Here is a 21,226-nt window from a genome sequence, read left to right as displayed (position 1 = left end):
GACAGGGGTTCGCTTTCAACAAACCGGGTGCACAGATGATTGCTGATCAAGAGGGCCAAACTGCACTGGCTGAGGATGATCTAGAGCTTGATGATGAACTGCTGGCGGCTATTGCCGCGGCCGAAGCAGCCATTGGCGAGATGGCCGAAGATTATCCCAGTATGCTCACCCAGGATGCCGATCTGCTCAAGGCAGCCATTGCGCGGTTGCGTCTTCATGCGCCTGGCACCGATGAGCATGCGGCTGCATGTGTGGACACGTTTGGCGTATTGCACGACATCAAGGGCCAGGCGGCATCATTTGGGTATGAGGCTGCGACTGCGTTGTGTGATCCGCTGTGCGAATGTGTGCGTGGGAAACGCGAGGTTGACCCGCAGATGATGGACTATCTTGACGCCGCTTTTGAGCTGCTCACCCACATGGCTGTACACGGCGTGTCGCCGGATAGCGATGAGGCAGCTCATGCGCTCATCAAGCAGCTTCCCGCAGCCTAGACGTCATCCACAGATTACTCTGCTGCTTCGACAGCTTCAGTTTGTACTGGCGTTTGAGCCGGTGCTTGAACAGTGTCGGGTGCTGCAAGGGCGGAGCGGTTGGCCTGCGCCTTTAGAAAGGCGCCGATGCCTTCAATGGCAGGCTTTGACTCCGGCACATGGGCGAATGCCTGAAACACGTGTGGCATGCCCGGCCATTCCTCGAGGCTTGCCTCGACGCCGTGGTTCTGCGCGATGGCAACGAGACGTCGTGAATCATCCAGCAGGATTTCGTTCTCGCCCACCTGCACATAGAGTGGGGGCAGGCCGGTGAGGTCCGCATAGATCGACGATGCAATCGGGTGGGTCGGCGTCGTGTCCTGCAAGTAGTGGCGTACGGCCAGCGATGCGGAGTCGAGACGCAGCATCGGATCACGCCGTGCATTTGTGAGCATGGTCCAGCCCGTGAGGGCGAGGTCCGTCCAGGGAGACAGAAGTGCGGCGCCTGCAGGCATCGGCATGTTCTGTTCGCGCAGGGTCAGCAGCAGCGACATGGTGAGGCCACCGCCGGCACTGTCACCAGCGATGACGATGTCTTCTGGTTTATGACCCGCAGCAAGGAGCCAGCGATAGGCCGCTTCGGCATCTTCTACCGCAGCCGGAAAGGGATGCTCCGGGGCCAGACGATAATCGATCACCAGCGCCTTCAAGCCGGCTTCGCGGCAGATGCGGGCAACCATCAGACGATGGGTTGCAGGGCTGCAGACGATGTAGCCGCCGCCGTGCAGGTAGAGCAGGACTTTGCCGGCTTTTGGTTCTGTGCCTGAAGCAATGGCTGGGGTGTCGCTTGCAACATCAACCCATTCACCGGGCACGCCATTGGCGGAGACCGGTGTGACCTTGATCCAGTCCTGGTCCTTGGAGAATCGCGCGGCCAGACGATCCACCCGTGCGCGGGCGTCGGCCGGGTTGGCGTGCGGGTTGATTTTGCGCTTTACGGCGGCGCGAAGAAACAGACTGGTGAGCTTGCTTTGCCAGCTGGCCATGGGGTGTCCTTAGGAGATCAGGGATAGACGGGATCCCTGAATAGATGTCGCAAAAATGTCGTGAGAGTTTTGCGCCCAAGATGGGCTGAGTCCAGCCTAAATGCTGCACTGCGACATATATGGTTGTTTCCGGCCCCTATATGCGGCTTTTGAAAACATACGGGCGCAGTTTCCCGCACTGCAATACAGGGGGAAACTGCGCCCGAGGAATCGTTTGGATTTAGGCTGCCTGCGAGCCTTCAATGGTCTTTTGACCATCGGAATTTGCCGCCTGAATGGCAATCGACCGGGGCTTCAGGGCCTCGGGGATTTCGCGGCGGGTATCCACATGAAGGAGTCCGTTTTCAAGCTTGGCGCCTGTGACCTGCACATGGTCTGCAAGCTGGAAGCGGCGTTCGAAATTACGGGCCGCAATGCCGCGATGCAGATAGGTGCGATCGTCGGATTCCTCAGACTTCTTGCCGGAAATCGTGAGGGTCTGGTCCTTCACTTCGATCTCAAGCTCGTCTTCGGTAAAGCCCGCAACGGCCATGGTCACGCGGGTGTCGTTTTCATCGACCCGTTCCACGTTGAAGGGTGGATAGGATGGGGCCTGAGCGTCGAGGCGGCTGGCGGAATCCAGCATTCCTGCAAGACGGTCAAAGCCGATGGCGCTGCGGTAAAGGGGTGAAAAATCATAAGCACGCATAAGACAAATCCTCCAAGGAGCGGTTTGCGTTTCAAAGCTGCGGCCTGCCAGTCGCTTCAAATGATCCGCCCGAATGTGGCGCGGTTTGCGAAGAAGACCTGCAGCGTGGACCCGACATCGGCGTCCACCCCTACTATTTGGGAAGCGCAAATTGGCTCTTCAAGAGGCTGAAACCGGCTCTTTTGCGGGATTTTTGGCCTGGCGTTGCCAGAGGATACCTAAAGCGACGGCAAGGGCGGCTGCCATGGCGGCATGCATCCAGAGCTCCCCCCAGGGTGCAATGATGGCGGCGCCGGCAATGCCCAGGATGACCCTTAGAGGGATTGAAAGTGGCTGGGCGAAGTAGCCGTGCAGGGCGGCTGCCAAAGCCGTGAAGGCCGGGACTGCCATGAGGGCCGTCACCAATGGCTCGATGCCTGTGCCGATAATCAGCGGCTGATAGACGAAAAGCAACGGCACGAGATAAAGGCCCTTGGCGATTTTCCAGGCGGCAAAGCCTGTTTCCATGGGGCGGGTGCCGGCGATGGAGGCGGCGGCAAAGGCACACAACGCCACGGGCGGCGTTACGTTTGAATCCTGACTGAGCCAGAAGATCACCAGGTGGGCCGCCAGCAGCATGGAGGTGAGGAGGGCGGGCGCAATGATGCCCTCTGCCAGACCGCTGCGAATGTCGGCGGGAAGGGCTGCGAGCAGTGTCAGCGCGTCCGCTTCGCTCATGGCATTGCCGATGCTGGTGACCAGTTCTGGTGCCACCAGCATGGCGTAGGCCGAGAGTTCCGGCGTCGAGGCCCCCAGCATCAAGGAGGTAACGAGTTCTGCTTCGACCATCAGGCCATAGATTGCTGGTGCTGAAAGGGTGGCCAGCACGATGTAGCTGGCGGTCACGGGAAGCCCCATGCCGAGCACCAGGGACGCAAGGGCGACGAGAATGATGGTCAGCAGCAGGCTGCCGCCTGCCCAGCTTGAGAGCATGAGCGAGAAAGTGTTGCCAACGCCGGTCATGCCGACGACGTTGACGATAAGCCCGACGCAGATGAGCAACATGGCGGTGGGTGCCATGGACACGGCCCCGTCAGAAGCCGCGCCGATGATGTCGCGCAGGTGCATGGGGTTTGGAGACAGCCAGGACGCGGCAACAGTCACTGCGATGGCGATGGCTGCGGAATAGACCGGCGTGAAGCCCGCAATGAGCAAACCCGCAAGCGCCGCAATGGGGAGGAGGAAGTGCCACCCTGCCTTGATGACGGGCCATAGGGGTTCAACGTCCGGACTTGGGACAAGACCGATGCGGGCGGCCTCTATGCGCACGAAAACGCCGACGGTGAAGAAGTAGAGCAGTGCGGGCAGGACTGAGACCGCGATGATTTCGAGATAGGAAATCTGCGTGAAGGACGCCATCACGAAGGCGCCAGCCCCCATGACGGGAGGCATCAACTGGCCGCCGGTTGAGGCAGCGGCTTCGACGCCGCCGGCAAATTTCGGTGGGAAGCCTGCGCGTTTCATCAAAGGAATCGTGATGACGCCGGTTGAAACAGTGTTAGCTACGGCGGAGCCGGTGATCGAGCCCATGAGGCCTGACCCCAGAATGGCGACAATGCCGGGGCCGCCTGTCATGCGGCCTGCTGCGGCGCGCGCAAGGGCGAGGATGAAGTCACCGGCGCCGGAGCGCACAAGGAACGCGCCCAACAGGATGAACATGAAGACAAATGTCCACGAGATGCGGGCGATGGGGCCGAACATACCGTCCGTGCCGAAGTAACTTCTGAACAGCAACGTTTCCCAGGACAGCCCCGCAAAGGAGAATGCGCCGGGTACAAGGGGGCCCCAAAGAACCACATAGGTGAGGGCCAGGCCCGTGAGAATGGGGACAGTCCAACCGGTGGTTCTGCGGGCAAGCTCAAGAACAATCAGGATGGCGACGCTGGCGGCCACCCAATCTGACTGGATGAATTCAACGCCACGCTCATACAGCGCGTCTTCGGCCACATAGAGATAGATCGCTGCTGCCAAGGCTGTGACCGCAATGGTGCCGTCGATGGCAACACGGAGCCACCAGGTTTTACTCGCGGGAAACAGCAGGACGCAGAGCACTGCAAACAGACCGAAATGAAAGCCAGCGGCCTGCAGCTCGGGCAGCGTGGCAAATGCGTTTGCCCACACATGGGCAGCGGCAATTGTCACCGCAAAGGCGATGCCCAGTCGGCCCAATGGCTGCGGGCGCGGCATGCCGCCGGTCGGTACATCAGGTTGGCTTGGTGCCTGGGTGTCCTGTGATGACACGGGAGATAGATTCGCGCTCTAGTCGGCCGGCTTGAGACGGTCAGGAACCGCCACGCCAGCTTCTTCGTAGTAGCGCAAAGCGCCGGGATGCAGCGCTACCGGCAGGCCGGTGATGGCGCTATCAAGACTCATGTCCTTGGTTGCCGCGTGGATGCCGCCGAGAAAAGTCAGATTTTCATACAACGCCTTGGTCAACGCATAGACGTCGTCATCGCTGACATCTGCATTGACGGCCAGGAAATTGGGTTGTGCGATGGTTTGTGCGGCTTCTGTCTGGCCCGGATAGGTGTCGGCGGGAATCTCAAAGGCCGTCCACAATTCGGTGTTGTCGCCCAGGGCTGCATTGATGGCTGCTGTATCGTCAGGGCTGAAGCTCAGGACGACCAGCTCACCATTCGCTGCGGCAAAGGCGCGTGTCACCGCACTCACCGGCGCCCCGGCTGGGGTGTTCATGCCTGCTGCCTTGCCGTCCTGCATGGCGTCGGCGCTGGGACCATATCCAAGGTTGATGACGTCAAAGTCAGTGCCCGGCTCAATGCCCAGAGCCGCAAGGATGTGTTTCGCAGATCCTTCCGAGCCTGAGTTGCGTTTGCCCATGGAGAATGGCTCGCCGAGGCCTTTGAGGTCTGTGATCGTACCTGTCTGTGCATCCGACTGGCGCAGCACGAAGTGTTCGACATTGCGCCAGAGCATGGAGATGGAGCGGATGTTTTCCTGCGGGCCGTCATTGGCAAGCTGCCCGGTGCCGGTTGCCGCCCATGCGCCATACAGACCCTGAAGAATCGCAAACTGGGCCTCGTTGTCACGCAGCAGTTTGACGTTCTCGCCGGATCCGGCAGAGCTGATGGCGGACAATGAGAAGCCGTTGGTCGGTTCCAGCTTGATCTTGCTCAGGGTCGCGATCGCAACGCCGACGGGATAGTAGGTGCCGCCTGTGGTGGCTGTCGCCAGAATGTACTGGCGGTTCTCAGCCTGTGCTGTGTGTCCCAGCACGAGTTGGCTCAGAAGAATGGCTGCCGCAGATGTGAAGCGGATGAAGCGGGCAAAGGTAGGCATGTGTCGGCTTCCGGACCTGTGTTGGTGGTTGGCGGCAACCGTATCACGGCACAGGCCGCATTCGCAGCGCTTTGCCTGACATTGTGCATTGCCTCATTTTGGCCGTCATGGACTCCAAAAGTACCACTGCATTAACCCTGTAAGTTGTTCATCTAGCTTAGCTTTTGGTCATCTAGCTGACCAAAAGGTTAACGCCGTGTGCAGTTTGGGTTCAGGCCCAAAAACCGACACTCACGAGTGGGGACATGTATCCGGTGGTGCGGCATCACCAACAAGCCGGATGCAAGGCGGGGTCGAGCAGTTTGGCCGGTCCCGCGCCCGTTGAAACTTCTCGAGGAGTGCATCTATGAAACGGATACTCACTTACGCAGCAGGCGGACTGGTTGGAGCACTTGCTCTTGGCCTGGCCGCCATCGTGCCTGCCAACGCTGCATCACTGCCGGCAGGCAAAGCTCTGACATCGACGATTGATGCCAGTGGTGCTGTCACCCTTATTCATGACAGCCGCCATCATCATCGCGGCAATAATCACCACCGCGGTCAGAACTATTATGGCGGGTGGCGTCAGTCGAACTGGCATCGCCGACACTACAATCAGAACCGCAACTACAATTATGGTCCCCGGTATCATCACCGGAATCACGGCAATGTGCGGCCGTTCAAGAACTTTATCCGCGCGCTGACGGGTCACGGCTATCACAATTTCCGCCGGGCCCAATTTCATGGCCATGGACGCAACTGGACACCTCACTATTTTGTGAGCGCCTATGACGGATATGGTCGTGGCGTGAACCTTCGGGTGTGTGCCTATACGGGCAATGTGCTTGGTTGGCGGTACCACTAGCTGATTCAAGTGAGCCTCAGCTCACGATTTTTGGCTTGAATGCGGGCGTTTTCGGGTGAACCGGAGGCGCCCGTTTTCTTTTGCCTACCCCAATGTCGTTCGCGCCATGGGACGACATCTATCAGCTTACTGATGACCTTGGTCGGGTGGGGTTCATGTTCCTGACGCGTTTCTTAACAGGTGTCCCAGAAGGAGTTCACAGCGCCCCTGCCATTCTCCTCCTCAAGCAACGGGGCAAACCGCTTCGCTGCTGAGACATCAGCCACCCACTGTCCCGGTGGCTCACATCAAGGCCCGCTTTGAGCACATCCGGGCACAACATGAGAGACGGAGAACACGTTATGAAAAAGCTTCTTATCCTTGCAGCAGTTGGTGGCACCCTGGCCGCCGCAGCACCAGCCCAGGCCGGTGGATTTTCATTCAGCATCAGCAATGGCCACGGTGGTGGTGTGACCTTCAGCAACGGTCAGGTCCATCACTACAACAACAACTACAATCGTGGCGGCTACAATGATGGCTGGAACCGCACCGAGCATTACCATCAGGCCCGCAAGATGCAGCAGGGTTGGGGCAATGGCGGCCATGGCGGCAAGAGCTTCAACTACATCCCCAAGACGGTGAAGCTGATCCAGAAGCGCACCGGTGGCAAAGTAACGGACATCGTGTTCCGCAACGGCGTCTACCATGTGAAGGGCTTTGGTCAGAACGGTCGCTTCAGCCAGGCCAAGGCAGATCCATACACCGGTCGTCTGTTTGATGTCCGCCGTGCCAACCCAAACGAAGTGCCGCACCACAAGGTGATTGGTGTCCGCAAGTTGCTGGCTGGTCTGCGTCACGAAGGCTTCAAGCGGTTTGACCGGGTCGACCTCAAGGGTCACGTCTACAAGGTTCGTGGTCTCAACCATCGTGGCAAGGCCAAGCTGATCACGGTCAACAGCCGCAACGGCCACATCAAGAATGTGCGCAATGCGAACCGCTACAACCTGGCCAACAACGTCAAGCCGCAGCGCAAGCCTTTCAAGCACTGGCGCTCTAACCTGAACAAGCACAACTACTCTAACTTCCACGGTGCGCAGTATGTTCAGGGCGGCAATGACTGGACCGATCACTACCAGGTCCGTGGCAAGCACAATAAGCGCAACGTTGATCTGCGGATCTGTGCCTACACAGGCAGCGTGCTTGGCTACCGCTACCTCTAAGCCGCACGGCTGACGAAAAAGAAAACGCCCGGGTTCTGCCCGGGCGTTTTTGTGTCTGGGTCAGGCCATCGGTCGAAGGTAGGGCCCAAGCTGGTGTTGAAGGGTGGGCCAGGTCCAATCAAGCCACTCGTTGAGTTTTGCCCGCGTTTCGCGTGGATCAATCAGCTCATGAACCGAAAATCCTTCAGCCCGGGGGAAGGGTGATTGGCTGGATGCCAGCATTTCTTCCAGTTCACGCCGCTTGGCGTCCGGGTCTTCTGCAGCGGCGATCTGCCTGCCAAAGGCGACGGCCACACCTCCTTCCACCGGCAGGGCACCTGTTTCAGCGCTGGGCCAGGAGAAAACGTGACCGCCGGGGGCAAAGTGGGCGGCGCCAGCCACACCAAAGACCTTGCGGACAATCACACTTGCCCAGGGCACGCGACCATTCATGACAGCGGCAATGGCTTCAGCGCCTGCGCGAATCGTACCGGACGTTTCTGAATCAGGGCCGATCATGAAGCCCGGCTCGTCCACCAGTGCAATGACCGGCAAATTGAACGTATTGCAGAAATCCACGAAACGACGGGTCTTGCGGGCGGCGTCGGCTGTCATGGCGCCTGCATAATAGGTGCAGTCATTGCCGAGGATGCCGACAGGCCGACCCCCCATGCGAGCGAGGCCTGTGATCAGAGACGGGCCATAGCGGCGGGTCATCTCAAACCAAGACCCCTCATCCACAACCGACTTGATGATTTTCCGCATCGCGTAGGGCTTGCGGCGCTCGCGCGGGACGATGGACAGAAGTTTGTCGTCGGCGCGATCGACCGGGTCATCACAGGAGATGACGGGCGCTTCCTCATACACGTTTTGAGGCATGTAGGAGAGAAACTGCGCGATTTCGTCCAGGGCGGCCTCTTCCGTTTCAGCCACATTGTCGATGACGCCTGATTTTGTGTGGATATCCGGGCCGCCGAGCTCCTCCTTGGTCATCTTGTGCCCGGTGGCGCGTTCCACAACGGCCGGTCCGGCAATCAAGACCTGTGCGTTCTGTGCCATCACCGTGAAGTGCGAGGAGACCAGACGGGCTGCGGGCATCCCGGCGACGGGGCCGAGGGCTGCACTTGCCACAGGAATGGTGCCCAGTGTCTTGGCGAGCGAAACGAAGCGCGGTGTGGAGAAAACAGGGTCGCCGACGGGCCGGGACCTTCCCTTGCCACCGCCTGATCCTGCCACGGAGCCGCCGCCGCCTTCGTGCAGCCGGATCAACGGCACTTTGTATTGCAGGGCCACATCTTCTGAGTAGACGCTTTTGCGCAGGCCCGCGGGGTTGGGCGATCCGCCCTTAAGGGTAAAGTCCTCACCGCCAATGATGACGCGACGGCCTCCGACCTTGGCAAACCCAAGCACAAAGTTGGCCGGCGTGAAGCCAGTGCGATTTCCATCGTCATCAAACTCCGGTGCGCCAGCTCCTTCGCCAAGTTCCTGAAAGCTCTTGTCGTCAGTCAGATGGGCGATGCGCTCGCGGATGGTCAGGCGGCCCTTGGCGTGCTGTTTCGCAATGCCTTCATCGCCGCCTTGTGCTTTTGCCTCGATGCGGCGGGCGGCAATTTCCTTGGCTTCATCTTCCCAGGTCATGTGGTCTCACTATGTGTTGGTATCGGTGTGTTTGGTCCAAAGGGTGCGCCCCATGGCAAAGCGTGCGGTCATGTCAGAGACGCGCTGTGCCCGCACAGTGTCGCGCTCCGCTCCTTCAGGGGCCAGTTGTTCGCGTATCCAGTCCAGCCGCAGTCTCCAGAACAACCAGTGCAGCAATTGTGTGTTCTGCTGGTATCGGTCGTCGTCAATATGGGTTTGGGCCCAGTCATCGACCGCATCGCAAATGGCGTAGGCGCGAGCCAGAGCCTGTTGCGCTTTTTTGCCCCCATCTGTGTCGCGCATGTGCCACGCGTCATAGAGGCCCAGGCGGGCAAAGTGGAAATCAAACCACAGGCGGGCAAGGGCAAATTCCGCCTGCAGGCCGACAATGTGTTTCGTGGGGTTGGCGGATTGACCTGCACGGGCCAGCGCGTCCGCAGCGTGTTTCAATTGCAGCTCGATGTCTGACTTCCAGCTCAGACGAAGGGCAATGTCGTCCGGCGTTGCGTGCCAGGGGTCGCCCATGTCTGTTGGGGGTGTGTCCAGAAAGTCTGCAGCTCCGGCAGCCGCGGCGGGCTTTGCCTCGTGGGGCTCGAAGGTAAGAGCAAGTGAGAACGCATCACTCAGGGCATTGTAGTGATCTGCCAGATGTCCTGTCGCCGCTTCGCCGACAAGCATGGTCGCGAAGCGCTGAATGATGGTGCGCGGCGACAGTGTGTTGTCCCAGGCCAGTTGGGCAAATGCATAGGCGTTGAGCTGTGGTGCACACCATGGCCGTCCGCCGACCATCAGGGCCTGCAATGTGTGTGTGGCCGCTTCCTTGTAGCCAATAGCATCGACTGCCATCTGCGAGACCAACGGTGGCAATACGGACTTAAAGAGGATCGCATCAAGATAGTATTCGAACACGCGCAGCGGCTTGGCGTGCGCGTCTTGAAACAGCTGCACATTGGCAGCGAGTTCCTGCGGGTATCGCGCATTGACGGTGGATGACCTCTCAAAGGCCCCCTGCGCGTAGCTGCGCATGCGCGGGGCCCACAGCAACGACACATTGCTGCGTGGTCGGGCTGATCCCGGCGCGGGCTCCGTATCGTGATAGGCGATGTGAGCGACTTCCGCGTCCGGGTGGATCTGGTCCAGTTCTTCCGCAAGAGCGTTGGTGGCGATCAAGGCCTGGTCGGATGCGCTTAGCCCCTCGCATTCAGGACTTTGCGACCAGCCGCCGCCGGGAATGTCGTCGGGCCACAGGTGGTAGACATCAGCGCCGGGGTTTTGCTGAAACCATGCCCGGGCATTGTCGCGCACGACCGCCATTCCCTGCGCATTGAGGGGGTCAAGATTGTGGTCGGGACTGCGCTTGCCGTCCTTCATGCGAAAAGCGTCCGGCATATCGTCAAACAGGGCGCGGGGCAGAAGGCGCGACAGGCCATGGCCTCCTACCTCAAGCGTCATGCCGTAGTGATCGCATTGGGCGCGGACGGCATTGCTGACCTCATGCCATTGGTGAACCGGAGCAGCGCCGAGGGCCAGACCTTCTTCGGCGGTATGCACAAAGACTGTGTTGAGGCAGTTACGCGCTGCCCATTTGATCCAGGCTTCGTGCTCCGCCAGAAACACGTGGTGGCCGACGATCAGGCATCGACCTTCAAAGCTTGGTGTTTCGGCGCAGGCTTCAGGGAGTGAAAACCGCAGGCCGGATGGAATGCACATGTCTTCAAGCTTGTGCCCGGGCCAGCCGAAGCCAAGCTGGGTCAGAAAACTGAAGATGGCATAGAGCAGGCCGCGTTCGCTGTTCCCGGTGAGCTGAACGTGGCCTTCCGCAACATTCCAGATGAAACCGTCGGTTGCCTGATCACGATATGCCAAAGACATCCGGATGCCGCTTTGCCCCTCTGACTGGGGAGCGATCAGGGCCAGGTGCTCGGCAAGTTCCTGGGCCGCTGCCTGGGTCGGACCGGAGCCGGGGGCTGCGTCGATGTGCCAGCCATTGGAAAAATCGAGAGTAACGGGTGTGGACATATGGCGCGATCTTTAGGTCTTGCGCCGGATCGTGCGGCAAATGACCTTGGTTTTGAGACTCAGGCAGCCTACCTGCTAAAGTCCGGCAACAAAATGCTGAGCAACTGTGATGCTCAAAACCGCAAGGATTACTATCTGTGACCTCTCCTTCTGTGACTGCTCCTTCTCCAACGTCCGGGGCAGACCTGACCGACATTCCTGAAAATCCCTGTCCTGAAGGTGCGGACGCTTTCTGGTTTGATGGATATGACGGCAAACCGCTGCGTGGAGCGGTCTGGCCGGCAACCGGCTCACAGGCACGCGGAACGGTCCTGCTGTTTGGCGGGCGCACGGAATTCATCGAGAAGTATTTTGAGGTTGTGACCCAGCTACGGGAGCGCGGGTTTGCTGTTGCCACCATGGACTGGCGTGGACAGGGGCTTTCGGTGCGTGGAACCGAAAACCGTCTCAAAGGCCATATTGATCACTTCAATGAATTTGATCGTGACATGGCAAAGTTCATGAAGCTTGTCAGCGAGCGGAACCTGCCTCAGCCTCTTGTCGGCATGGCGCACTCCATGGGTGGCAACAATCTCATGCGCTGGCTGCATCTGGCAGATACGGATGCACCGCTTGCGGCGGGACTGCCAAAGATGAAGGGCGTCGCTCTGAGCGCACCAATGGTGGATTTGCGCCTTTCGACTGGTGCCATGCTCAGCATGCGGCTAATGGGATTCACCGGTATTGCGCTTGGGCTTGGAGACAAGTATTTGCCGGGCGGCGGGGACGACAAGGCGGTGGGCCTTGATACGTTCGACGACAACATCGTGACATCGGACCCGGAGCGCTTCGCCCGTCAGGTCGCGATTGTCAAAGCAAACTCTGAACTTGCGCTTGCGTCGATCACTCTTGGGTGGGCTGGGTCTGCCGCCGAGAGCATTGACTTGCTGCAATCAGACAGCTTTGTCGCCAGCATCAAGACGCCGGTGCTGTTTGCGGGGGCTGAGAAGGATGTGTTGGTAAGTGAAAAGCAGGTGGCCGCCTATGCGCGCCGCGTGCGCGGCTCTACCTATGTCAAATGCGACGGCTGCAAACATGAAATTCTGATGGAGCGTGACGAACTGCAGGCCCCGTTCTGGACGGCGTTTGATAGCTTTGCGGAAAGCGTGTTGGCCTAGGCTGCCGAAGACAGGATTTTCACCGCGGCTTCGTGAATGCGCTTGTCGCCTGCCGCAATCATCTTGCCTTTGCTGCGGTCAAAATCAGCACCTGAGCGCAATGGCCGTCCGGCCCAGTCGGTGACGATGCCACCAGCGGCTTCGACAATCGGCACAAGAGGCAGAATGTCGTAGGCCTGATTGTGGGCCTCGACCACGAGGTCCATCTGTCCAAGAGCGACCATGGCGTAGTTGTAGCAATCGCCGCCATAGCGCAGCAGCTTCACACTGTCTGAGAGGGTCCTGAAGACTTCCTTGTCTGGTGACTGGGCAAACATACGCGGGTCTGTTGCGCCCAGCACGGCATTGCTCAGGCTTTCACAAGAGCGGCATTTCATTGCCTGTTCGCCGTCGCGCGTTATCAGCCTGGCGCCAGACGGCCCGCCGAAGAACCGTTCGCCGGTATAAGGCTGATCCATCACACCAACCACCGGCACCGTGTTCTGCATGGCACCGATCAGCGTGCCCCATGTGGGCAGGCCGGACATGAAAACGCGGGTGCCGTCGATGGGGTCGATGATCCAGGAGATCGGTGACGGACCCTCCTTGAGGCCGTACTCCTCGCCCAGAATGCCGTGGTCGGGATGCTCGCTGTCGATCAATGCACGGATTGCACGCTCTCCGGCGCGATCGCCTTCTGTCACCGGGTCAAACTTGCCATCAGACAGTTTGTTGTCCACGTCCAGCCGTGTGCGGAAATACGGCATGATGGCCGCACCTGACGCGTCTGCGAGGGAGTGGATGAAAGACTCAATGTGTTTCAGATCATCGCTCATGGGCCTTGGGTAACGCCCAATGACCGGAACGACAAGCTGAAACCGCCCGTAGGCGTGCTCTTACTGAGCAGCGGCGGCGCTGCGATTACGCTTGCGCTCATTGGGGTCCAGATAGCGCTTGCGCAGGCGGATGTTCTCCGGCGTGATTTCCACCAGTTCGTCGTCACCGATGTAGGAAATCGCCTGTTCCAGCGCCATCGGCTGAACCGTTGTGAGCTTCACAGCTTCATCGCGCGAATTGGTACGGATGTTGGTCAGCTGCTTGCCCTTGAGAGGGTTCACTTCCAGATCATCCGGCCGCGAATTGGCACCGATAATCATGCCGCGATAGACTTTGGTGCCCGGTGTGATGAACAGGGACCCACGGTCTTCGAGGTTCCAAAGGGCATAGGCCACAGCTTCGCCGTCGCTGTTGGCGATAAGCACGCCATGATGACGTCCGCCGATTTCACCAGCGTATGGCACCCAGCCATGGAAGAGGCGGGACATGATGCCGGTGCCGCGTGTGTCCGTCATGAACTCACCCTGGTAGCCGATGAGCGACCGAGCGGGGCAAATGAATGTCAGGCGCGTTTTACCGGCGCCTGAGGGAACCATGCCCATCAGTTCGGCTTTGCGCTGGGTCAGCTTGTCGATGACCACGCCGGTATATTCCTCGTCCACATCAATCTGGACTTCTTCGGCAGGTTCAATCTTCTTGCCGTTCTCGTCTTCGCGCATCAGCACGCGCGGCCGGGAGATTGATACTTCAAAGCCTTCGCGGCGCATGGTCTCGATCAGAATGCCGAGCTGGAGTTCGCCGCGGCCGGCAACTTCATAGGCGTCGCCGCCGGGGACTTCTGAAATCTTGATGGCCACATTACCTTCAGCTTCGCGCAGCAGACGCTCACGAATGACGCGGCTTTGAACCTTGGAGCCTTCGCGGCCCGCCAGCGGGCTGTCATTCACCATCATGGTGATGGCGAGGGTGGGCGGATCAACCGGCTTGGAATCAAGGGGTTCCTTGATGGACACATCGCACAAGGTGTCAGACACGGTGGCGTTCTTGAGGCCTGCAATGGCGACGATGTCGCCGGGCTCAGCACTGTCCACAGGCTCACGCAGGGGGCCGCGGAAGGCCAGCACCTTGGTGACGCGGCCGCGCTCACGTTCTTCGCCGTCGCGGGTCAGGACCTTGATGTTCATGTTGGGCTTGATGGTGCCAGCCTTGATGCGGCCTGACAGCAGGCGGCCAAGGAAAGGATCTGACTCGATGCCGGTTGCCAGAAGCTCAAAGGGAGCGTCCTCATTGCCCAGGTCCACAGGGGCAGGCACGTGCTCAATGATGGCATCCAGCAGGGCGTCCATGTTGTCGCCGCTTGTTGCTTCGGTTGCGGACGCCCAGCCTTCGCGGGCTGATGCATAGAGCACAGGGAAGTCCAGCTGCTCGTCGCTGGCTTCAAGGGATGCGAACAGGTCAAACACGGCCTCATGCACGAAATCGGCACGGGCATCCTTGCGGTCCATCTTGTTGATCACGACGACAGGGCGCAGGCCCAGGGCCAGCGCTTTCATGGTCACGAACTTTGTCTGCGGCATGGCGCCTTCAGCGGCGTCCACCAGCAGCAACACGCCGTCCACCATGGAGAGGATGCGTTCAACTTCACCGCCAAAGTCGGCGTGGCCCGGGGTATCCACCAGATTGATGCGGACGCCCTTCCACTCGAAGCTCGCAACTTTCGCTGAAATGGTGATCCCGCGCTCACGTTCCAGATCGCCGGAATCCATGGCGCGGTCTTCGACTTCCTGACCTTCGCGGAAGATGCCTGATGCCTGAAACAGCTTGTCCACCATGGTGGTCTTGCCGTGGTCAACGTGGGCGATAATCGCGATATTGCGGCGTTCTTGAGCGGCCATGTCTTTTGATCCATCTGGTGGTCGGTGCGCGCCTTTTTCCAAAAGACGCATGCAAGAAGGGCGCGGAATCGGGGAACTCCCATTTCCGCGCCCTTCTTGTGAGGACGTTTGCTGGCGCCGGTATAGTCCCGGCAGGCCGCTATGTCGAGGAAATGTTGCGGCGCAACACTGCCATGCGTCTCTACTCGGCGCGAACGCCTTCGGCCTGAATCATCAGGTCAATATCCTTGCCGATGGCCGGCACGCCGTACTCCATGCCCCACTGGGTGCGATCCAGTGTGCCCGTAGCTGAGAAACCCGCCACATATTTGCCTGAGAACGGGTGTTTCCCGGCCTGATTGAAGGTGACATCCAGGGTCACCGGGTGGGTCTGACCCAGCATTGTCAGGTCACCGGTGACTTTTGCAGTCGTGTCACCGGTTGGCTCGACACTTGTGGACGCGAACGTCATGTCCGGAAACTCTTCCACCTTGAAGAAGTCGTCGCCGCGCAGATGTTCGTCGCGGGCGTCCCAGCCTGAATCCACGCTGGCGGTATCAATTGTGACGCTCACAGAGCTGGCAGACAGGTTTTCTGCATCAAGCGTGAAGCTGCCGGAAATCTTGTCGAAACCGCCAATGGTTTCAGAAAAGCCCAGATGGCTGACTTTGAAGGCAGCGTGCACGTGGCTTTCGTCGATGGCGAATGTGCCGCTTTCAGCCGCTGGTGCATCTTCTGCCAGTGCAACCGTCGAGAAGGCTGCCCAGACAAGAGCAATGGCGGCGAGGGCGCCGGTTACCAGCAGAAACAGGCGGGTGGATTGTGTGTCCTGCTCCGCAGCTTTGGCGCGGGCCTTGGAACGATGATGATGAGACATGCGTTGAACTCCCTGTATGCAACACAACTTTCCCGCAAAGCCTAACATGCTTGCGGTCGGTTACCAGTGAAACCGGGAGAGGGCGGTGGTTCACTAACGCAAATGTGAGCAGCTTTGGGAGAATACGGCTTAGCGCCTGAGAAGACGTGGTCGGCTGCCCTCAACCCCTGGCTGTCGCTGGATTGCCAGATTGCTGATGAACTGGTTTGTGCAGGCTTCCCAGGAGTAACCAAGTGCGAAAGCGCGGGCGCGATCGGGTGAGATTTTGACAGCAGTAAGTGCGGCGCTGCGCAGGTCTTCGCGCAGGCACCCCACAGGTGCATCGCCAATCACATCCTTTGGTCCCTGAACCGGGTAAGCGGCGACCGGCGTACCTGATGCGAGCGCCTCAAGGGTGACAAGGCCAAATGTGTCGGTCTTGCTGGGAAACACGAAGCAGTCACTGGCAGCGTAATGCTCGGCCAGCTCTTCACCGAACTTCGGGCCAACAAAATGCACGTCGGTGTATTTTTGCCTGAGGCTGTCCAGCTGCGGGCCACCTCCCACAACAAGCTTTGTTCCCGGCAGGTCCAGTTTCAGGAAAGCTTCTATGTTTTTCTCAACTGCCACGCGGCCCACATACAGCCACAAAGGACGCGGGAGATTGAGAAAGGCACTCTCCTTGAGATCAGGGCGGGGTTTGTACACATCAATGTCCACCCCGCGTGACCAGATGGCTGTCGATGGAAATTTTCGCTCGGCCATCTCTTCCTGCAGTGACTTTGTGGCGACCATCATTGTGGTGGCCGGACCATGGAACCAGCGCAAAAAGCGATAGCCCCAGGCGACAGGCGTGCCGAAGCGGGCGTTTATGTATTCGGGGAAGCGCGTGTGGAACGACGTTGAGAATGGCAGCCCGTTGCGTACACAGTAATTGCGCGCCGCCAGACCGAGCGGTCCCTCTGTCGCGATGTGGATCGCGCAAGGCGCAAACTCTCGTACGACTTTCGCCATCCAGCGCAATGGCCAGAGCGCAAGTCTGATTTCCGGATAGGTCGGCGCTGGAATGGTCTTGAAATCAAGGGGCGTCACATAGCGTACCTGGTGCCCCATCTTGCCCAGTTGAGTGCCGAGCTGCTGCAATGTGCGAACGACGCCATTGACCTGCGGCTCCCATGCGTCCGTGACAATCAGGACGCGCAGGGGCTGGCCAGGTTCGCTGAACTGCAATCCACCGGGATGAGCAACGGGGGTTGTTGATGTTGCTTGACTGGCGGATAGGGCGGAGGTCGACGTTTGGGTGTGTGTCACGCTGCGCTGCTTGCTAGGTTTATGGTTTTTTGCGGAGCCTCGTCGCGTGCAGCGACAGGAATGCTGCCATCTATGACGACCTCTTCGTCGAGGTCGTCTTCGGCTTCGGAAGAAGGTGATGCTTCGTGTGCGGGTGTTGCGTCTGGCTGGTCTGGTGCAGGAAGGAAGCCCAGAGCCTTTTCGTGTTCAGCCTTCTCGGCGTCCACATCTGCCGCAAATCGTGTCCAGTGCAGAATGGTGAAATTACCGGTCATGTCTTCGGCAAGCGCCGTGCAGCTTTCGACCCAGTCACCGTCATTCATGTAGGTGACGCCATCCATGTCCCGCACCTCAGCGTGGTGGATGTGGCCGCAGACTACGCCGTCCACGCCGCGGTCGCGCGCTTCGCGGGCCACGGCTTCTTCGTAGTTCGAGATGTACTCGACGGCGTTTTTGACCTTGTGCTTCAGGTAGGCAGAGAGCGACCAGTAAGACAGCCCGAATGTCCGGCGGATGTTGTGAAGCATCCCTGATGCGGCCAGGGCAAAGTTGTAGGCCCAGTCACCCACATGGGCGAGCCATTTGGCGTATCGCACCACCCCGTCAAACTGGTCACCATGCAGCACCAGATAGGATTTTCCGTCGGCAGCGCGGTGGATGTCCTCATTGATGACTTCCACACCTGCCAGCGTGACGCCGATATAGTCACGCAGGGCTTCATCGTGATTGCCGGGTACGTAGATGACCCGTGTGCCCTTCCGGGCTTTGCGCAGTATTTCCTGAATGACCTGATTGTGGGCGTCGTTCCAGTACCACGACCGCTTGATGCGCCAGCCGTCGATGATATCGCCCACAAGGTAGAGTGTGTCGGCCTCATTGTGACGCAGGAAATCCGCCAGCAGTTCTGCCTTGCAGCCCGGTGTGCCCAGATGTGTATCGGAAATAAAAAGGGTGCGGTGGTGTACAGGCTCGCGCACGATCAGATGCTTGCGCTTCACCCTTTTTCGCCCGCGGGCGCGTAGTCCAAACAGGGCAAGCCTGTCCCGGAAGGGTTTTGCCCGGAGTGCCTTGCCGGCTGATTTTGCCGTGGCAACAATCGGGTTGTCGGATGTGCGTGTCAGCATGCCGGTAAGTGTCATGGGAACCGCAAGTACCAAGGGCCAAACATCAAAACGCATAAGCGTTTTATAATTCGTATACGGAGTACTTGATCTTTTTGGTGTTTGCCGTCACGACTGTGTCCGGCGCTGAAAATACCAATCGAATCAAGCGTGTCCGCCTGTGATCTGGCGGGACTATCCCGACAGGGAATGAACGTTTTGTGACGCTGAGGTGAACCATTTGTACGCGGATAATGCAGGCACCGCCGGTAACCACAATGCCCCGCCTCCTGCCATGCGGCGGGCGGTAACGGTCATCTACAACCCAACGGCGGGGTGGCGCAGAAGGCGCAAATTGATTGATGTTGTAGAGGCAATGAACCGCGAAGGCGCGACGGTTACATTGCGTGAGACAACAGGACCCGGTGATGCGGAACTGTTTGCGCGTGAGGCGGCCCTTGATGGGTCTGCCGAGATTGTGGTTGCTGCAGGTGGCGACGGCACGATCAACGAAGTTGCTAACGGGCTTGCCGGCAGCGAAGTGCCGCTTGGGGTTATCCCCACCGGGACTGCGAATGTACTGGCCATCGAAATCGGTCTTCCGCGCACGAGCGATGCATTGGGAGCTTTGCTTCTAAACGGCCAGCCGCGGCAGATTGGTGCAGGGCGCGTCAACAAGCGGTTCTTCCTGTTGTGGGTCGGTGCCGGATTTGACGGGAGACTGGTCCATGCCATCGACCCGGCCATGAAACGCAGATTCGGAAAGCTGGCTTTTGTCTGGGCTGGAATCAAGCAGGTGTTCGGGAAATCAGGACCACGCCTTGAGGTGAGCGATGGCATCCAGTCGTTTGACTGTGGATGGGCCGTTGTCGCGAACGCTGAGCATTATGCGGGGGCGTATAGTCTTGCGCCATCAGCCCGGTTTGATGCCGTGGGTTTGAAAACTCTGTGTGTTTCAGCTCGCAACCGCGCATCGCTTGTGCTTGCTCTGCTTGGTCTGGCGCTCGGCCGCCTGGAAAAAATGCCGGGTGTGAATGTGCTGACGAGTAATGCCATCACCATTCGTCCTGCGGATGGTCAGGGCCTGGACCCGGTTCAGGTTGATGGCGATGACCTGTTCACCCTGCCGATCGAAGTTGAATGCTGGGACGTGTCTAAAGCGCCCCAGATCCGTCTCGTCATGCCTTAGCGGTATTGCCCGTGCAGCCTTACTGGGCTGCCATTCCCGAGCCATCCGTAAGGGTGTCCGGCTTCTCCGCCGCCGGCGCAAAGCTGCCGCCGGGAGGATACATTTCATGCAGGCCGATGGTGCGGCTGTTGGCACCCATGATGCGACAATGATGGCGCTTGAGCATGCGGGGATCATCAACCCCGCACGAGTGCGCCACAGTGCCGACTTCCTTATGCATGGTGGTGGCGTAGCGATAGACGCGTTCAGCCTTGTCGGTTGCCACAAGGCCGCGTTGCAGGTGTTTCTTGTGCGTTGCGACTCCGGAGGGGCACTCATTGGTGTTGCACTGAAGGGCCTGAATGCAGCCCAACGCAAACATGAAGCCGCGGGCAGACGTGACGAAGTCCGCGCCTGCGCACAGCGCCCAGGCCACGCCAGATGGCGTGGTCAGCTTGCCCGATGAAATGACCTTGATGCGGTCACGCAGCCCGTGCACCAGCAGGGCATCCACCAGCGTGGGCAGACTTTCCTGAATTTGCAGGCCGACATAATCAATTAGTGGTTGGGGAGCTGCACCCGTGCCGCCATCGGCACTGTCCAGGGTGATGAAGTCCGGGGCGCTTTCAATGCCGCGCCGGTTGATCTCTTCGCAGAAGCCCGCAAGCCAGCCATAAGCGCCAAGCACCATCTTGATGCCTGTCGGCTTGCCGGTCACTTCGCGGACATGGGCGACGAAATCCAGCAACTCGCCCACAGAATTGATTTCCGGGTGGCGGTTGGGGCTGATGGAATCCTGTCCTGCCTTGATGCTTCGGATCTTGGCGATTTCCTTGCTGACTTTTTCGCCGGGCAGAATACCGCCCTTGCCGGGCTTGGCGCCCTGACTGAGCTTGATTTCGAACATCTTTACCTGGTCGCGTTCGGCAACTTTGCGCAGCTTCTTGTCGTCCAGGCTGCCATCGTCATTGCGCACACCATATTTCGCCGTGCCAATCTGAAAAACGATGTCTGCGCCACCCTCAATATGGAAAGGGGACAGAGCGCCTTCACCGGTATTCATCCAGATGCCGGCGCGCTTGGCACCGCGCGACAGGGCCTGAACGGCTGGCTTGGAAATCGCACCGTAGCTCATGCCGGAAATGTGGAAGAACTTGTCCGTTGAATAGGGCGAGCGGCAATAGGGGCCGACGGTTATTTCCTTGGGAGGGGTTTCGTCGTCGCCCAGTTGCGGGAACGGGCAGTTGACGAAAATCTTGGTGCCCACATGAGCAAGTGCGCGGGTTGACCCGAAGGGCACTGTCGTGTCGACGCCTTTGGCGGCCCGATACACCCATGCGCGCTGCGCCCGATTGAAGGGCAGCTCTGCGCGGTCATCTGCAAAGAAGTACTGGCGGAAGTATTTGCCAAGGTCCTCAGCGACGTAGCGCAGGCGGCCGATGACCGGGTAGTTCCGGCGGATGGCATGCTTTGTCTGCGTGCGGTCAATGACATACAGCACAACGACAACGATGAAGCTCGCGCCGACTACGAAGATGAAGAGAGCGGCAAACAGATTTACGATGTCCGCCACCGATGAGACCTGAAGCGCGCTGATGATTTGTTGCATCGTTATTCCCCCTGGCCACTCAGGCTGCACAAATGGGTGCAGAGGCGGCGAGATCAACCAAGTTACGCAACTGATACTAAGTGCAACGCCCTGCGATGTGGGTACACATCACAACCAACAAACTGTGATGGGTG

The 21,226-nt window shown here is 59.2% G+C and carries 18 protein-coding genes; 6 read left to right on the top strand and 12 right to left on the bottom strand.

The window, feature by feature from the left end:
* Positions 1 to 35 precede the first annotated feature (35 nt).
* A complete protein-coding gene (locus ABXH05_RS03690) occupies positions 36 to 494 on the top strand; it encodes an Hpt domain-containing protein (protein WP_353559829.1) in 459 nt (152 codons plus the stop codon).
* A gap of 14 nt (positions 495 to 508) precedes the next feature.
* Here ABXH05_RS03690 and ABXH05_RS03685 read toward each other — a convergent pair whose 3' ends face one another.
* The 4 genes from ABXH05_RS03685 to ABXH05_RS03670 form a co-directional block, all read right to left on the bottom strand.
* The gene (locus ABXH05_RS03685; RefSeq protein WP_353559828.1) at positions 509 to 1,519 is read right to left on the bottom strand and encodes an alpha/beta hydrolase; all 1,011 of its coding nucleotides are present in this window, start codon (positions 1,517 to 1,519) and stop codon (positions 509 to 511) included.
* A 220-nt stretch (positions 1,520 to 1,739) separates the two neighbouring features.
* Positions 1,740 to 2,207, bottom strand: coding sequence for an Hsp20 family protein (locus ABXH05_RS03680; protein WP_348137834.1), 468 nt, complete (start codon positions 2,205 to 2,207; stop codon positions 1,740 to 1,742).
* A gap of 159 nt (positions 2,208 to 2,366) precedes the next feature.
* Positions 2,367 to 4,487, bottom strand: a complete 2,121-nt coding sequence (locus tag ABXH05_RS03675) for a TRAP transporter permease (protein ID WP_353559827.1) — start codon at positions 4,485 to 4,487, stop codon at positions 2,367 to 2,369.
* 18 nt (positions 4,488 to 4,505) lie between these two features.
* The gene (locus ABXH05_RS03670; protein ID WP_353559826.1) at positions 4,506 to 5,543 is read right to left on the bottom strand and encodes a TAXI family TRAP transporter solute-binding subunit; all 1,038 of its coding nucleotides are present in this window, start codon (positions 5,541 to 5,543) and stop codon (positions 4,506 to 4,508) included.
* Between the two features lie 346 nt (positions 5,544 to 5,889).
* On the opposite strand from ABXH05_RS03670, the gene ABXH05_RS03665 reads away from it, so the two are divergent.
* Both ABXH05_RS03665 and ABXH05_RS03660 read left to right on the top strand, forming a co-directional pair.
* On the top strand, positions 5,890 to 6,387 hold the full coding sequence (locus ABXH05_RS03665; protein WP_353559825.1) for a hypothetical protein: 498 nt from the start codon (positions 5,890 to 5,892) through the stop codon (positions 6,385 to 6,387).
* A gap of 341 nt (positions 6,388 to 6,728) precedes the next feature.
* Positions 6,729 to 7,586, top strand: coding sequence for a hypothetical protein (locus tag ABXH05_RS03660; protein WP_353559824.1), 858 nt, complete (start codon positions 6,729 to 6,731; stop codon positions 7,584 to 7,586).
* A gap of 60 nt (positions 7,587 to 7,646) precedes the next feature.
* Here ABXH05_RS03660 and ABXH05_RS03655 read toward each other — a convergent pair whose 3' ends face one another.
* Together ABXH05_RS03655 and ABXH05_RS03650 are read right to left on the bottom strand one after the other, a co-directional pair.
* The gene (locus ABXH05_RS03655; protein WP_353559823.1) at positions 7,647 to 9,203 is read right to left on the bottom strand and encodes an acyl-CoA carboxylase subunit beta; all 1,557 of its coding nucleotides are present in this window, start codon (positions 9,201 to 9,203) and stop codon (positions 7,647 to 7,649) included.
* Positions 9,204 to 9,212: 9 nt separating this feature from the next.
* A complete protein-coding gene (locus ABXH05_RS03650) occupies positions 9,213 to 11,222 on the bottom strand; it encodes a DUF4838 domain-containing protein (protein ID WP_353559822.1) in 2,010 nt (669 codons plus the stop codon).
* Here ABXH05_RS03650 and ABXH05_RS03645 point away from each other — a divergent pair, their 5' ends adjacent.
* Positions 11,223 to 11,363, top strand: a complete 141-nt coding sequence (locus ABXH05_RS03645; protein ID WP_353559821.1) for a hypothetical protein — start codon at positions 11,223 to 11,225, stop codon at positions 11,361 to 11,363.
* Positions 11,360 to 12,379 carry an alpha/beta fold hydrolase gene (locus ABXH05_RS03640; RefSeq protein ID WP_353559820.1) on the top strand — a complete coding sequence of 340 codons (1,020 nt, stop codon included), beginning with the start codon at positions 11,360 to 11,362 and terminating at the stop codon, positions 12,377 to 12,379. The genes ABXH05_RS03645 and ABXH05_RS03640 overlap by 4 nt, the downstream gene beginning before the upstream one ends.
* Here ABXH05_RS03640 and hisN read toward each other — a convergent pair.
* From hisN to ABXH05_RS03615, 5 genes are all read right to left on the bottom strand, one after another.
* Positions 12,376 to 13,194: a histidinol-phosphatase gene (hisN, locus tag ABXH05_RS03635; RefSeq protein WP_353559819.1), complete on the bottom strand. Its 819-nt coding sequence runs from the start codon at positions 13,192 to 13,194 to the stop codon at positions 12,376 to 12,378. The two genes, ABXH05_RS03640 and hisN, sit on opposite strands and share 4 nt — an antisense overlap.
* A gap of 60 nt (positions 13,195 to 13,254) precedes the next feature.
* Entirely contained in the window at positions 13,255 to 15,090 is a 1,836-nt protein-coding gene (gene typA, locus ABXH05_RS03630) for a translational GTPase TypA (RefSeq protein ID WP_353559818.1), read from the bottom strand.
* A 181-nt stretch (positions 15,091 to 15,271) separates the two neighbouring features.
* Complete coding sequence (locus ABXH05_RS03625) at positions 15,272 to 15,946, bottom strand: YceI family protein (RefSeq protein ID WP_353559817.1); 675 nt, start codon at positions 15,944 to 15,946, stop codon at positions 15,272 to 15,274.
* Positions 15,947 to 16,075: 129 nt separating this feature from the next.
* Complete coding sequence (locus ABXH05_RS03620) at positions 16,076 to 17,236, bottom strand: glycosyltransferase family 4 protein (protein ID WP_353559816.1); 1,161 nt, start codon at positions 17,234 to 17,236, stop codon at positions 16,076 to 16,078.
* Positions 17,233 to 18,393 (bottom strand): UDP-2,3-diacylglucosamine diphosphatase, encoded by a 1,161-nt coding sequence (locus ABXH05_RS03615; protein WP_353559815.1) that lies wholly within the window; start codon positions 18,391 to 18,393, stop codon positions 17,233 to 17,235. Before ABXH05_RS03615 ends, ABXH05_RS03620 begins: the two co-directional genes overlap by 4 nt.
* A 217-nt stretch (positions 18,394 to 18,610) precedes the next feature.
* On the opposite strand from ABXH05_RS03615, the gene ABXH05_RS03610 reads away from it, so the two are divergent.
* Positions 18,611 to 19,504, top strand: a complete 894-nt coding sequence (locus ABXH05_RS03610; RefSeq protein ID WP_353560971.1) for a diacylglycerol/lipid kinase family protein — start codon at positions 18,611 to 18,613, stop codon at positions 19,502 to 19,504.
* Positions 19,505 to 19,523: 19 nt separating this feature from the next.
* Here the strand turns inward: ABXH05_RS03610 and ABXH05_RS03605 are convergent, their stop codons facing one another.
* Positions 19,524 to 21,092 (bottom strand): FMN-binding glutamate synthase family protein, encoded by a 1,569-nt coding sequence (locus ABXH05_RS03605; protein ID WP_353559814.1) that lies wholly within the window; start codon positions 21,090 to 21,092, stop codon positions 19,524 to 19,526.
* Positions 21,093 to 21,226: the final 134 nt, after the last annotated feature.

The organism is Pyruvatibacter sp. HU-CL02332, assembly GCF_040362765.1.
Lineage (GTDB): Bacteria > Pseudomonadota > Alphaproteobacteria > CGMCC-115125 > CGMCC-115125 > Pyruvatibacter.
Note: the sequence above shows the minus strand (reverse complement) of the source record. Positions and strands in the feature narration are given on the sequence as shown.